The sequence below is a fragment of the Streptomyces kryoterrae genome (assembly GCF_054072135.1).
Genome location: NZ_CM133358.1, coordinates 10039327 through 10052414, shown reverse-complemented (window position 1 = coordinate 10052414; position 13088 = coordinate 10039327). Strand labels below are relative to the sequence as shown.

15 protein-coding genes and 1 pseudogene are annotated in these 13088 nt (G+C 69.6%); 6 read left to right on the top strand and 10 right to left on the bottom strand.

Features of this window, described 5'->3' with window-relative positions:
• The first annotated feature begins 75 nt into the window (after positions 1 to 75).
• Positions 76 to 363 carry a hypothetical protein gene (locus tag ACW4TU_RS44825; RefSeq protein WP_457423271.1) on the top strand — a complete coding sequence of 96 codons (288 nt, stop codon included), beginning with the start codon at positions 76 to 78 and terminating at the stop codon, positions 361 to 363.
• A 33-nt stretch (positions 364 to 396) separates the two neighbouring features.
• Here ACW4TU_RS44825 and ACW4TU_RS44820 read toward each other — a convergent pair whose 3' ends face one another.
• Positions 397 to 1386 carry a hypothetical protein gene (locus tag ACW4TU_RS44820; protein WP_457423269.1) on the bottom strand — a complete coding sequence of 330 codons (990 nt, stop codon included), beginning with the start codon at positions 1384 to 1386 and terminating at the stop codon, positions 397 to 399.
• Between the two features lie 195 nt (positions 1387 to 1581).
• Between ACW4TU_RS44820 and ACW4TU_RS44815 the strand changes: the two genes are divergently transcribed.
• The 4 genes from ACW4TU_RS44815 to ACW4TU_RS44800 all read left to right on the top strand — a co-directional run bounded on the left by ACW4TU_RS44815 (position 1582) and on the right by ACW4TU_RS44800 (position 5240).
• Positions 1582 to 1887: a hypothetical protein gene (locus ACW4TU_RS44815; protein WP_457423267.1), complete on the top strand. Its 306-nt coding sequence runs from the start codon at positions 1582 to 1584 to the stop codon at positions 1885 to 1887.
• Positions 1888 to 2005: 118 nt separating this feature from the next.
• Positions 2006 to 2620: a hypothetical protein gene (locus ACW4TU_RS44810; RefSeq protein WP_457423265.1), complete on the top strand. Its 615-nt coding sequence runs from the start codon at positions 2006 to 2008 to the stop codon at positions 2618 to 2620.
• Positions 2621 to 2909: 289 nt separating this feature from the next.
• Entirely contained in the window at positions 2910 to 4475 is a 1566-nt protein-coding gene (locus ACW4TU_RS44805) for a S53 family peptidase (RefSeq protein WP_457423263.1), read from the top strand.
• Positions 4476 to 4619: 144 nt separating this feature from the next.
• Positions 4620 to 5240: a hypothetical protein gene (locus tag ACW4TU_RS44800; protein WP_457423261.1), complete on the top strand. Its 621-nt coding sequence runs from the start codon at positions 4620 to 4622 to the stop codon at positions 5238 to 5240.
• Positions 5241 to 5244: 4 nt separating this feature from the next.
• Here the strand turns inward: ACW4TU_RS44800 and ACW4TU_RS44795 are convergent, their stop codons facing one another.
• From ACW4TU_RS44795 to ACW4TU_RS44785, 3 genes and pseudogenes are all read right to left on the bottom strand, one after another.
• Positions 5245 to 6123 carry a hypothetical protein gene (locus ACW4TU_RS44795; protein ID WP_457423259.1) on the bottom strand — a complete coding sequence of 293 codons (879 nt, stop codon included), beginning with the start codon at positions 6121 to 6123 and terminating at the stop codon, positions 5245 to 5247.
• A gap of 159 nt (positions 6124 to 6282) precedes the next feature.
• Positions 6283 to 7298: pseudogene (locus ACW4TU_RS44790) on the bottom strand (IS5 family transposase).
• A gap of 556 nt (positions 7299 to 7854) precedes the next feature.
• Entirely contained in the window at positions 7855 to 8271 is a 417-nt protein-coding gene (locus ACW4TU_RS44785; protein WP_457423257.1) for a hypothetical protein, read from the bottom strand.
• A gap of 120 nt (positions 8272 to 8391) precedes the next feature.
• Between ACW4TU_RS44785 and ACW4TU_RS44780 the strand changes: the two genes are divergently transcribed.
• Positions 8392 to 8556: a DUF6207 family protein gene (locus ACW4TU_RS44780; protein ID WP_457423255.1), complete on the top strand. Its 165-nt coding sequence runs from the start codon at positions 8392 to 8394 to the stop codon at positions 8554 to 8556.
• A 19-nt stretch (positions 8557 to 8575) separates the two neighbouring features.
• Here the strand turns inward: ACW4TU_RS44780 and ACW4TU_RS44775 are convergent, their stop codons facing one another.
• The 6 genes from ACW4TU_RS44775 to ACW4TU_RS44750 all read right to left on the bottom strand — a co-directional run bounded on the left by ACW4TU_RS44775 (position 8576) and on the right by ACW4TU_RS44750 (position 13087).
• On the bottom strand, positions 8576 to 9127 hold the full coding sequence (locus tag ACW4TU_RS44775) for a hypothetical protein (protein WP_457423253.1): 552 nt from the start codon (positions 9125 to 9127) through the stop codon (positions 8576 to 8578).
• 261 nt (positions 9128 to 9388) lie between these two features.
• Positions 9389 to 9958 carry an aldo/keto reductase gene (locus ACW4TU_RS44770; protein WP_457430613.1) on the bottom strand — a complete coding sequence of 190 codons (570 nt, stop codon included), beginning with the start codon at positions 9956 to 9958 and terminating at the stop codon, positions 9389 to 9391.
• Between the two features lie 332 nt (positions 9959 to 10290).
• Positions 10291 to 11208, bottom strand: coding sequence for a winged helix domain-containing protein (locus ACW4TU_RS44765; protein ID WP_457423251.1), 918 nt, complete (start codon positions 11206 to 11208; stop codon positions 10291 to 10293).
• A gap of 21 nt (positions 11209 to 11229) precedes the next feature.
• A complete protein-coding gene (locus tag ACW4TU_RS44760; protein WP_457423249.1) occupies positions 11230 to 11379 on the bottom strand; it encodes a hypothetical protein in 150 nt (49 codons plus the stop codon).
• 425 nt (positions 11380 to 11804) lie between these two features.
• Complete coding sequence (locus ACW4TU_RS44755; protein WP_457423247.1) at positions 11805 to 12443, bottom strand: FHA domain-containing protein; 639 nt, start codon at positions 12441 to 12443, stop codon at positions 11805 to 11807.
• Positions 12431 to 13087 (bottom strand): 4Fe-4S single cluster domain-containing protein, encoded by a 657-nt coding sequence (locus ACW4TU_RS44750; protein WP_457423245.1) that lies wholly within the window; start codon positions 13085 to 13087, stop codon positions 12431 to 12433. The genes ACW4TU_RS44755 and ACW4TU_RS44750 overlap by 13 nt, the downstream gene beginning before the upstream one ends.
• Position 13088 lies beyond the last annotated feature (1 nt).

Sequence of the window (13088 nt, the reverse complement as noted above, 5' to 3'; positions counted from 1 at the left end):
CCAGGCAGGTCACATCCCCGAACAACGGCCACTGCTCGCGCACCCGCCCCACGTACTTCTCCTGGTTCGAGAACAGTGGGACCGATACAACGATGCCCGCCAACAGGGCCGGACCATCCCCACACCCTGTCCACGATCGCCAGGCTCGCCGACAATCTCGGCAAGCAGCAAAGCTGGACGGAAGCCGACGAACTCTCCCGCACGGCCGACGAACACGCGACCACCGCCCTGGGCGCCGAGCACGAAACCGCCCTGAGCTGCCGCCTCACCCCGAGCTGGACGACCATGTCGAGGAGCGCCGCGGACCTCGACTCCGTCCAGCGTCTGCCAGGGGAACTGGTGGCTGAGGCTCGTTGCGGATGAAGGCCGTGAGGCTGAGTGCCCTGGACGACGTAATCAGCGCTCCAGTGCCTGGTGTATCTGTCTGTGCGTCACCTTGTGCCGGACACAGGTGGACAGGCGCTGCAGTTCAGGGAGGCCCAGGTGGTGCGGGAGGCGAGCCAGGGCGCGTACGGCAGTGCCGGTCAACGGGGTTCTCAGGGGTGGGCGTTCGACCAGGGCGCCAAGGGTGCGGATCGACGCGGGGTGCGGCGGGAGCAGGGAGAGCAGCCAGGTGAGGCCGGCGAGGGCGGGCAGGTTGTACGGGTCGTAGTCGCCGTCGCTGGCGCCTCCGCCATCGGCGGCGAGCTCCAGCCAGGGTGTCACCATGTGACGGACCTGCTCAAGGCCGAGAGGGCCGGCCAGGGCGAGCGCGCGACGGTCCCAGATGCGGGTGGGACGCCCCATCGGCGCGTGCAGAGCGTGCTCCACGAGGGCGTGCCAGGGCTTGCCCAGCGTGGGCAGTTCGGTGAGGACGTGGTCGGCCCAGGGGTCACCGGGGCTGAGCACGGGCCCGCGAAGGCGGCTGAGTACGGGCTCCATGCACTCCGGCCGCCAGCACTCCTTCGCGGAGCGGCGCAGCAGACCGATCACCGCGCCGGGCAGGTGCCGGCTCGCGTCCAGCAGGGCGTGGCTGCATGTCCACATTTCGTCGTCCGTCTGCGAGTACCAGAGCCGACGTGCCTTGTCCCTCAGCAGAGCCTCCCACGCCTCGCACCAGGAAGCGTCGGCGAAGCCGCTCGCGACGGCGGCGAGCAGCACCAGCCCGCGCTTCTGGGCATCGGGGCCGCCCTGCGTCGTCGTGTCCTCGACGAACGACCGGGCCAGCGCCTTGCGGTCGGCCTCCGGCAGGCCGCGCAGAACGGTCATCACGCCGAAGCCCTCGTCCTGCCGGCCTTCGGGGAAGAGCAGTGCGCGTGACAGCACGGTCAGGTCGCCCCTGCCGGCCAGCTCCCGGATGTACTCCACTCGTTCACGTGGCTCCCACGGTGACGTCTCCAGATCCATGGCACCGACCGTAAGCGCCGCCACTGACAAGACGGGAAGTACAGCCCGAAAGCATCCAACGAATCGCGCCCGCTTGCCTGTGTGATGACGTGGACGTGCTGGACAGCTACCTGCCGCCACGTGTGGAACTCTGAGTGGATGACTGCGCGCACCACCCGCCCGGAGCGTGGGCGGTAGTCAGGGCGGAGGTCTGACGTGGGTGCCAGCCGGTCCAGGGTGTGGTTGCGCGTCGGGGAGCGCCGGGTGCGGGGTGACCGGATCGTCGGTGTGGACGCCGGTGCCGGGGTGCTGGTGCTGCGAGTGACGGGCATGCGTGAGCCGCTGGAACTGGTGGTGGAACCGACCCCGCCAGCACCGGGCGCAGCATCCGGGCCGGGGGCCTGTGGACGGGACTGGGCCGATGAGCTGCTGCGGGTAATCGAGCGCGCGGCCGCCTGGGACACCGGAACCCTGATCGAGTTCGAGGGCTCCGACCGGCACTTCGCCGCAGGACACTGCTGAGGGTTCGGCCGGGTGTCGCCGGTACGGCAGCAGCGAGCGCTGGACCAGCGGTCGTCGGTCAGGGACTGAGCGGTTCCGCTACCTCGACACGATCTGGTCGGCGATGCAACACGGCCCCGTGCTGCTGCTCGCCGATGTTCCCGACGCCGCTCTCCTGCCGCCGGAGGCGCCCGGCGAAGCCGACTGGCTGCTCGCCGAACAGCAACTCGCCTGGTTCTTCACCACCTGGACCCAGCTCACGCCGACCACGCCGCTGGTGCTCACCGCCCGCCTGCGGTTCGCACTTCCCGGTACCCCCCGAATGCACCGGCATCAAGTCGGGCCTCTGCACCCCGTCGAGGCGCGCCTGCTCGCCCGACGGTTGTCCATGCTGGACGCGAACGCACAGACCCGAGTCCTGCAGGCGGTCGGCGGCCATCCGGGCATCTACCATCAGGTCGCGGTGCGGGCCGGTCAGGCACTGCCAGCCGGGAACGGCGAGGTGGATCGACTCGTTGAGGCTGCCATCGACGAAGCAGCGGACGCCGCTGGCCTGACGCAGCTCGCTATGGACGCTGACTGGCGGCTACTGCTCGATGTGGCGGTGTTCAAGGTGCCGGTCGGCGTCGACACGTTCGATGGACCGAACTCCCGTGGGCAGATTGACACCGCGCTAGTAGGAATCCGTCAGGTTGTTCTGGTTCTTGGGTTTGGGCTGGTGATGGGTGTTCTGGGCAGGGGCGGTGGCAGGTGATGCAGGTGCCGGTCCAGCAGGTCAGCAGGTCCTGGATGGTGTCGAGGATCTGGTAGAGGGTGAGTCCGCTGTATCGGCTTTTGGGGCCAGGCGCTGGCAGGTTCGGCCCGGTGGCCCGACGGCGCTGCTGTGGTTCGCGACGGCGGGCGCCGGGGCGGCTGTGCCGTCCACACACCGGGTGAGCAGCTTCTTTGCGCCGCAGGCGATTTCAGGTCGCCTTACTGGGCATGGCTACGCTTGGTGATGGCACAGGATGCGAACCGCATGCTTCGGTGGAACTCTCGAACTCATGAACAACACGCGACTGGTTCCCCTCCGAGGCAGTGAGCGCAGCGCCCACGCGGATGCGCGCTCGACCGGAGCGGTAAGCGATTCAGAACGCATCGAGGTCACCCTGGTCCTGCGCCGTCGCACCGAGATCCCAGATGAGTTGGTCGAGGGACCCGAGACGATCACGCGTGAGGAACTGGCGGCCCGTTACGGCGCCGACCCGGCCGACATCGACATGGTGAAGCGGTCAGCGGAGCAGCACGGGCTGACGGTGACGCAAACGGATCCGGCCTCACGGCAGGTCAAGATCTCCGGAATGCTCGGCCAGCTCCGGTCCGTAGTGCAGGCCGATTCACTGACCATGGTCACGACCCCGGACCCGGCGGACGAAGCACGCATGGTAGAGCACCGGCAGCGGACCGGCGACCTGCGCATCCTGCCCGAGTGGGACGGCGTGGTGATCGGCGTGACGGGCTTGGACAACCGACCGCAGGCCCGCCCGCACATCCAGCGCATGAAGGCCCATGCCGCCCAGACGTCGTACTCGCCCGTTGACCTCGGCAGGATCTACCGCTTCCCCCAGGGCACGGACGGCAGCGGTCACACGATCGCCGTCCTCCAACTCGGCGGCGGGATCCCGCCAGGCGACCTGGACGCGTACTTCGCCAAGCTGGGCATCCCCACGCCGCGCGTGGACGTCGTCGAGGTGGGCAACGGCAGTAACAGCCCGGGCGACCCGGCCGACGGAGAGGTGATGCTCGACAGCCAGGTGATCGGCGCGCTGGCGCCCGGTGCGCGCCAAGTCGTGTACTTCGCGGAGAACAGCGCGCAGGGCTTCGCAGACGCCATCAGCACCGCGGTGTTCGCCGATCCCACGCCCACAGCAGTGAGCATCAGTTGGGGCCAGCGCGAGGACCTCTGGACCGCCCAAGGCCGCGCGATCCTCGACGCCGCGCTAGCCGACGCCGCTGCCATGGGCGTCACCGTCTGCGTGGCTTCCGGTGACAACGGCAGCAGCGACGGCGACCCGACGGGCAACCGGCACACCGACTTCCCCGCCTCGAGCCCCCGCGCCCTCGCCTGCGGCGGTACGCACCTGGAAGCCGACCCGGCCACCAGCACCGTCAACTCCGAGACCGTGTGGAACAACGGCAACGGGTCCGCCTCCGGCGGCGGCGTCAGCCGCAAGTTCAACCAGCCCAGCTGGCAGGCGAACGTCGGCGTACCCAACGGCAATGGCCAGGACCCCCGACGCGGCGTGCCCGATGTGGCCGCTGACGCCGACCCAAAGACTGGATACAGAGTACTCATCCACGGCCGGGACGAGATCATCGGCGGCACCAGCGCTGTGGCCCCGCTATGGGCCGCGTTGACCGTCCGTCTCGCCGAGGCACTCGGACACCCGCTTGGCATGCTCCAGCCCGTGCTGTACGAGGGTGCGGCACCGGGGGTGAGCCCGGCCGGCTTCCGTGACATCACCCTGGGCGACATCGGCGACTTCGCGGCCACGCCCGGTTGGGACGCCTGCACAGGACTCGGTGTACCGGACGGTCAGGCGCTGCTGGCCCGCCTCGCCTCGGTCTGACAGCTCACACGCGGCGTGCCGTCCACCAGGAAGCCTCTGGTGGACGGCACGGCGAACCCGGGTGTGACACGCCTCGGCGAGTCAGGCGTACGGAGCGCATCAGGACGCGATGGCCATCCGGCCGCGAGTGGAGGGACCAACGCCATGACTTCAGCGGGTAGCCGTTGCCTTGCCGCCGCCACGCTGGTCGCCGCGCTGACGACGACGAGCGGCTGCAAGGAGGATTCTGCTTCGAGCGGAGGAACCGTACATGAGACCAGCGGTCAGGAGACTGGGAACGGCATGGAGACGCCGGACGCGGCAGAGACGCTCGCCTCAGTCTTCCCGGGCAGTGACGACGAGGGTGGCTCCGGGCCTACGATCCACATGTCGCAGGTGAGGGTGAACGAGCCGGCCACAGGCAACGTGGCGATCAACGCCCCGGGTCAACAGCAGCCCAAACCGGAGCAGAACATCGTCTACCGTTCCAACGGCAACGGGCAGGGCGAGGTCAAGGGCACCGACTGCCTTGGTCCGCAGCCACCGAACCCGTGCACGGTGGCCATCGAGCACACACCGACGCAGCCGGGGCAGTACTCCGGAGAACTCGTCGTCACGACCGCGGACGGCGCCACCACGACCTACCCCGTGGTCGGGTTCGCGGTCGGTGACACGACCCCGACCACGCAGCCCCCCACTCCTGAGACCCCCACGACGACGCCGCCCACCCCCTCCGAACCCACGACCCCGCCGTCTCTCACCGAGGACGGCACACCGACGCCGTAGGCCCTCACATCACGCCGCGGATCTCCACCCACACGGTGCCGTCATCGGGCAGCGCGAGGACGACGCGGTCCTTCCATCGGGATGTGTGGGAGACCAGGTAGAAGCGGTTCGGCGCCTTCGCAATGATGCGGAAGCCCTGGTACTCGTAGCGATAGGGGCTGAATCCGGGGCCACGGTCCAAGGGGGTGATGCCCGGTGCCCAGTAGGCCAGGGGCACCCGCGAATGGACCACCACCCACTGGGTACCCTGGTAGCCCTCGTCGATTTCCGACCTCCCGTCGCCGCGGCCGACCGCCCCCACGTACTGCGACATGTCGTAGAACAGGCTGAGCGTCAACAGGGCGAAGAGGAGCGTGCCGCCGGCCAGCCACAACCGGTCGCCATGCGGGAGCCGCCGGTTCTGGGCACCCGCGTGCGCGGCCAGGCGCAGATGGACGGCGAAGACGGCCAGTGTCGCCCCCACGGCCACTGTCAGGGCCGGCAGGAACTGCTGCGCCCGTTGCGTCGGCAGGACCTCCAAGCCGAAGGCCACGCAACCCAACAGCACCACCCCCACCCCGAGGGTGAGCAGCCAGCTGATCGCCGCACGGCGACGAGCAGCACGCCTGGGTCCGTCCAGCCACTGTGCCAGCCAGCCAAGCACCAGAAACGAGATCAGGCCACCGATCAGGAACAGACACACGGGCAAGAAGACCACGCTCGTGCTGTCGGCGACGGTGCCCTGGATCGAGAACCCGAGATCCTCGGCGAAGACGCCGAGGGTGGTGTAGTACTGCTTGTTGTAGACGCTGCCGAAGTAGTAAAGCAACGCGAAGACGATGGTCCCCGGGGCGGCAATGAACGCCGTCTTCCGCAGGAGAGACGCCGCTGGCGATGAGCGCACGGGCTCCGGGCTGGGTGGAGGCTCTGGCGGAGTGACCATGCCCCTAAGTCTCACCGTCACTGGCCTCCACTGCACCCGATGGCGTGCCGCTCGGGTATACGAGGCGGGCTTGCCCGCGCTGTGCGAGTGCCTGGCACTAGGAGCTGTTCGGGGTTCGGATCATGTGGTCGACGTGAGGTGCTTCAGCCACATGATCGAGCCTCGGAGGTGGAGTCCGGCTCGAAGCTGTCCGGGCTCTTGTCGTAGCGGGTGCCCCCCGCGCCAGGTCTTGACCTCCTGAAAGCGGCGTTCGACGGTGTTTCTCTCCTTGTAGAGGTCGGTGTCGTGGCTGACGGGCCGGCCGCCCTTGCTGCCCTTCCTCTTGCGGTTGGCGGCCTGGTCCCTCTTCTCCGGGATGACGGCCTTGATGCCACGCTTGCGCAGGTACGCCCGGTTGCCCTTGGAGGAGTACGCCTTGTCGGCGGCGACCGCGTCCGGTCGGGTGCGCGGGCGGCCGACCGGCCCCGGGACCCTGATCTTCTCCAGCACGGCCTTGAACTGCGGGCAGTCCGCTGCCTGACCAGGTGTCAGGACGAAGGCCAGCGGCAGCCCGGCCGAGTCGACCGCGGCATGGACCTTGCTGCTCACTCCGCCCCGGGACCTACCGAGTCCGGCAGCCTTCGCACGGGCCCTGCGACGCCGCCGCTTCGTGGCACGATCCGCACCCGCCCGGTGTGCACCGGCCGCGTCCGCCTCGGCTTGCGTCGCACCACCCGCCACACCGGCAGCTGGCACGCCAGCGGAACCCCCTTTTCCTCGGTCAGCGCTTGCTCCAGGGCGTCCAGGGTCTCCCCGGCGACGGCCAGCCCTGCAGAGTCCTGGTGCGCGCGCACCACCGTGGAGTCCACGCTCACCAACTCCAGACCGACCAGCCCACGCCCGGCCGCCTCCGCGATCAACGCGTCCATCAGCCCTTGGAACACCCCGGCCCTGGCCCAACCGCTGAACCGGGAGTACACCGTGGACCAGGGACCGTACCGCTCAGGGACATCACGCCAGCCCGACCCGGTACGAAAACGCCAGATCACCCCGTTGAACTGGTCCCGCACCCGCCGGGGCAACGGCCCCGTGGCCGCCACCGGCAAAAGCGGCTCGATCAGAGCCCACTCGGCATCCGTCACATCAAAACGCGCCACACCCGAGTTCTACCAGCACCCAACGCGACAAAGAGATCCGAACCCCGAACAGCTCCTAGAAGCCCGCGCCGCCCGCCGTACCCTGGAGGCCAGTGAGCACGACCATGCCCAGCAGCTCATCGAGAGCGGACCGCACCGCATGCTTGTCTTCCGCGTCCGTCAGGCTCATGGCGTCCAGCACGTAGCCGCTGCGAGTGACACGAGTGCGTCAGTGGTAGCTGGCCCTTCGCGCAGCGAGTGGCCACAAGGCGCCTGCCAGTGCGGCGCACGTGAACTCCCCGTGCAGTCCGCAACGACTCAGCACGTTTCGATGGTGTTCGAAAGGATGGCTGGTGTCCGTGGGAGGCGCCTACGGTGTGGCGCAAAGAGGTCGACTGCGGCGCGTTGCTTCGGTCGACCGAGTGGCAGTCCTCACGGGCGCCTGTTCGAACTGGTGTCACAGTGGGGACCGAGGCAGGGGGAATTCCGGATGCAGTTGCTCAAAAAGTATGTGACCCGTACAGCTGTGGCTCTCGCCCTTGGGGCTGGCACGCTCATCGGCGGCTCCAGCGCCGCTTCAGCTGTCGACGTCCATCCCCAGTACAAGAGCTACAAGTGCGATGACGGGCGAGCCTGCGTATATGACACTTTGGGACAAGTCTGGAACTTGGAACACTGTGGAAATAACTATATCTACGGCCGCTTCAACTATGCCAAGGCCCACGGCAACACCTTCAGGGTGTGGTATTCGAACGACGCGTGGGATTTGGTCCCGGCATGGAGTGAGCGGACCCTGGACGGCGGTAACAGGGTCGTGGAAGTGGACGTGTACTGCTGAGCGCTGACGACAAAAGCAGCCGTCCGTGCTCGCCCGGCCTTCTGCCTGCACCTCCACGGTGAGCACCCGCTCGTACTCATCTGGATCCCACTCGCCGGTGTCGAGATCCTCTCGGAGCTCTGCGATCGCGGCCAGCACCGCCCCAGTCATCGCCATGACCCCAGCCCTACTCGGTCGGGTGAACACACCGGGTGGGAAGAACTTCTACGGGCTACGGAACATAGTGCTGTGCATGAGGCAGATCTATGACGCGCAGGTGGCACGGCGGGTCTAGCTGTGGTGGAGGTTGCGGCCGCCGATGACGAGACCGCGTTCCTGGTCCAGGAACTGCTCGCCACGCACTACGCCATCTCGTCGGCGGACCGTACGACACGGGAATCTGGCGAGCCGGGCGTGCGGCTGCGCTGCTCCCTGGACCTGCGACAGCAACCTGACGCATAGGACCATTGGGCAGTTTCGGTCAGCGGCGGCGGAGTTCCTCAAACCAGTCCCGGAGCTGGTCTTCGAGGGTGAGGTTGTCGCCGCGGGCCACGGTCTGGAGCAGCTGGGCGCACACGGTCGCTTCGACGGCGAGGCCGGCCTGGCTGCCCAGGATGGGGAAAGCGTCGCGGACGCGGGTGGCGACGTCCTCCTGGAGCAGCGTGTAGGCGTAGAGCATGGCGGCGTCGAATCCCTCTGGAGCCTGGCCCCAGCCCTCCCAGTCCAGCAGCCGCAGGGGCGAGGTGAGGTTCGCCCAGTGCAGGTCGGCGTGGGCGGTGGTCCAGCAGGTCACGGCCGGGGCTGGGATGCCCACGAACTCGGGGATGGCCCGGTCCATGGACTGCTGACGTACGGCGACTCGGTCGGTGACAATTGCCGACACCTTCTCCAGCGCCTCCGCCAGGTCGGTCCACCAGGAGCCGGGCAGTTGGAGGTCGTGCTGGAGGATCGGGTCGTCGGACAGGACCGGCTGGTCGACGCGGGCCGACAGCTCCGCCCAGTGGGCGGTGTCGTCGTCGAAGGCGTCGTGCACGGCCAAGAGCGCAGGCCGGTGTCCGTCAAGGTCGCCGAAGGCGTGCTGTGCGTCCGGGCGCCGTCCCACAAGTTCCCCGACGCCTTGACCTCCGGAGCGGACACCAGCCGCAGCCACACGGACGCACCCGTAGCGGTGCGTGCCGGGGCTCCCAGGGTGCGCCCGGCCCAACCCCAGAACTCCCCGCCCGGCTCGGCTCGTACGTCCAGGGCCTGCGGGGCGCGGGTGTGGTGGGCGCGCATGCGCTGTTCGGTACCGGGGTCAGGGGGAGGCGCGCACACCAGTGATCTCCCGCAACTTGGCGGCGGTCAGCGAGGGTTGGGCGACGGCGTCGGCCGCCTGCCTCCAGTGTGGCGCAGCGGAGGCGGCCAGAAGGACGTCCGCCACTCCTGGGCATGACGCTACCGCGAGAACGCACGCCTGTGCGGGGGGGCCCGGCCGGATGAGGTCGGCGAGCTCCTGGTCGACCATGCCGGGCAGTTCACCGCCGTGCAGCGGCGCGGAGGCCATCACCCGCAGACCAGCGCCGGCGGCGGTCGGGAGCGGGCCCCGGCCGTGAAGGGCCTGGACGATCGGCGTCATCATCACCAGGCTCACCGTTATCTGGACCGCGACCAGGTGGTGCCGGCCGCCCGCGGCTTCGGCGGCCAGGGCGAGCAGCTCCCTCACCGTGAACGCTTCCTCTTCCAGGCCAGCCCACGTGGCGATGCCGTACCCGGCCACGTTCCCGGCTGCCACGGCTTCCTCGAGAACAGCGAAGGCGTCCCGGATCGCGCGGTGCAGTGCGGGGCGGTCGCCAGGGTGGGCGCGCTCGGGGTTGTGCAGCAGCACCAGGTCCGGCGCTCCCACCCGAGCTGCCCGCAGTTGCGGCGGATCTGCCAACGCACGTACTCCGGGGCGAGGCTCTGCCGGGTCACCGCTTGGTCCTCGGTCAGGACACCGGCGTTCACGGCGTCGGCACCGGTGGCCACGGTGAAGTAGCCGGCCTGCTTCGCGATCCGCAGGGATGGGCGGGCGGCCAGGGCCGGGGCCAGCAACTCCTGGGCGCGGCCGGTGGCGTAGTTGGGCACGGTGTCGATCCACTACGCGCCGGAGGCGGCTGCCCGTGCAGCCGCCTCCGGGATCGCCCGGCACTGGTAGGTGCCCCAGAGCGAGCTGTGCCGTCACAGGAGGCTCCCCACCGTCGCGGCCTGCCCGGCAATGAGCTCCTGGACCAGCCCGATGACGTCCTCCAGGGCGAGGCCGGCCGTGTAGGCGAGCGTGGCCAAGTCAACGGTGCGGCCGTCGACCAGCGGGCGCAGTACCGCTTCCGCTGCCGGGGCGAACTCGAACGTGCTCCCGGCGGCGGAGAGCGTCACCGTGTCCTCGCCGACGTCCAGCACCGCGCGAGCGGTCGTCAGCCGGACCCGTAGGCCGCCGTCGGCGGGGACGGTGTCGATGTACGGCAGGCTCGGCGCCATCCGGCCGACGGCCTGGCCGTCCATCACGGCCCGGCAGCGGGCGAGCAGCGCCGGGTCGTCCAGCAGTTCGGCGAGCCGCTTGCGCATCCCGTCCACGGCGTCGGCCTGGACGTCCGATGCGGCGAGCAGCGGCAGGTCGCGCCGCCAGTCCTCGTGCCTGAGCAGCTGCTCGGACACCCACGCCATCAGGTCGGTGGTGGTGTGGGTCTGCAGGCTGGTCCACGACGCGTACAGGTTCGCCTGCACGCGGATACGCAGGTCGCGCTCGATCGCTTCGCAGAGGCGGGCGAGGGACGGGTGGAGTTCGTCGACGCTGTCCAGCGCGAGGGAAGCGCCCTCCGTGAAGCGGGCGTGCAGTTCGGCCGGGTGCAGGCGGTGCCACACCGTGTGGCGGCGCGTGGCCACCGGAGGGGTGTAGCCGCCGACCAGCAGCGTCTCGCCGTCGCGGGACAGCCGCATGCGCGGCGGCTGAAGCCGGTGAGTGGCGAGGATCTGGTTGAGGTCGTCCCAGGTCATCATTCCGGCGACATCGAGCGCGCCTGGTACGTGGCGGTATTCGCGGTGCAGTGCCTGGGCGAGGAAGTCCTCGCCCAGGCACGCCGCGATGAACATGCGCGTCATCGCGTCAGGGCTCCCGGTCCGTCAGTCGTTGCCGTCGCTCTTGCCGGTGCCGCCGCCGTACGAAGGGATGGCGTTGCGGCCCCGGGCGGCGACGATCGCCCGGCGGGAGCGGACCAGGCCGCCGGTCGACGGCCCGGACGTGGCGGGCGGGGGCGTAGCGGGACTCTGCATGAGGACCCTCCTCCTGACCGTTCGGCCGGGCCCTGGACGGCACGGCCGCGAACACCGCCAGGACAGCCGCGAACGGCACCGGTCGCCATGGCCCACGACGCGGGGATCTCCTTCAACCGGATCGCCGAAGCGTGCGCGCTCAAAACCGAGCGGGTCAGCCAGATCGCCCGGGGCACCACATCTGTCACCGCCCTCACGACTGTCGAGCGAATCGCTGGCGGACTGCGCATTCCCGGTGCCCTACTGGGGCTTGCTGCGCAACTCTGGGAGGACACCGCCGTTCTCAGCACGGAGTCCGACCATGGAGAAGATCCGATGAAGCGCCGCAACCTGCTGCGCGGCACGCTGGCCGCCAGCCTCACCGCCCCGGCCCTCGCCGCACTCACAGCCGCCCAGCGCGCCCTGCCGCGACCCACCGCACCCGCTCAGCCGCGCGTGGTCCCGTTCCGCAGGAGGACCTCAGCCGTGACGTTCGAAGCCAGTCGAATCACGCTGCCGTCGTGGAGCGGCCTCGTCCGCCCCCGTGGGACCGGGACTTCGTCGGCCCAGGTGCCGTTGGCGGAGCCCTCGTCGCGGAGCCAGACCGCCCCGTCGGAGGTCACGCCGACGGTCGCGTGGGTGCGGGAGATGTTGTCGAAACCGGCCAGTTGCGGGGCGCTGGCCGTGTGCTGGGCGGCGCGTCCCAGTGTGACCTCCTGTCCGGCCCGTACCTCCACCACTCCTCCGGACTTGAACCTCAACTGCACTGCCGCCACCGGGCGTTCGAGGGTGGTGCGGAGTGCCGCGTCAGGAAGGGGCGCGCCGGTCCGGTCGGACGGCCGCAGCTCGCGCAGGCAGCCCATGCAGACGAGATCCGCCGCGTCGACGCTCACCCCGCAGTGCGGGCAGGCCGTACGGTCGGCGGGCACCGTGACAGTGACGGCGGCCTGGGACGGAGCGGGAACCGGCTCGGCCGCGCCGGCCAGCACCGCGCCGTCAGTGGTGAGCACGGCCCGGCACTCCGGGCAGACCACCTCGTCGGCGCCCACCTCCGTATCGCAGGCGGTGCAGGTCAGGCGGTCCATGTGGCACTCTCCCAGTTCACGCCCCCGGCCTCGGAGGCTGTCTGCCATCGGTCCAGTTCCGCCCGGTGCGGGATTCCGATGACGCGCAGTTCGGTGCCGTCCGTCATCACTTGCACGCGACGCTCCGGGTATCCGGCGAGCGCCTCTTCGCCGTAGCGTTCATGCCCCAACTCCGTGAGGGGTACGACTTGTTGGTTGTCGGATCCCCGCAGCGGGGTGCCGGTGTTGCGGCGTGCCACGTAGGGGCCGGCGACTACCGCGTCACACAGGGACAGTGCCCTCCGGTACGGTTCCCCGTCGCGCAGCCGGGGCCAAGCGTAGCCGGAGAACACCAGCAGGTCGCAGGGCGTCCGGGTGGTCGCCCCGAACTCCCGCAGCGAGTGCAGGAGTTCAGCCAGTGCGTGGGGCTGTTGGAAGGGTTCTCCGCCCGAGACGGTGATGCCGTTCAGCGGGCCGGGGAGCCGGCGGACCCACTCGACCACGGCCTCTATGTCCACCTCCGTGCCGGGGCGCTGTTCCCAGGTGTCCCTCGACATGCATCCCGGGCAGGCCAGGGTGCATCCCTGGACCCAGATGCCGGCTCGGACTCCGTGGCCGAGCACGTTGACGGGGTAGTGCAGCCGGTTGACCGCGAGTTGTGTCATG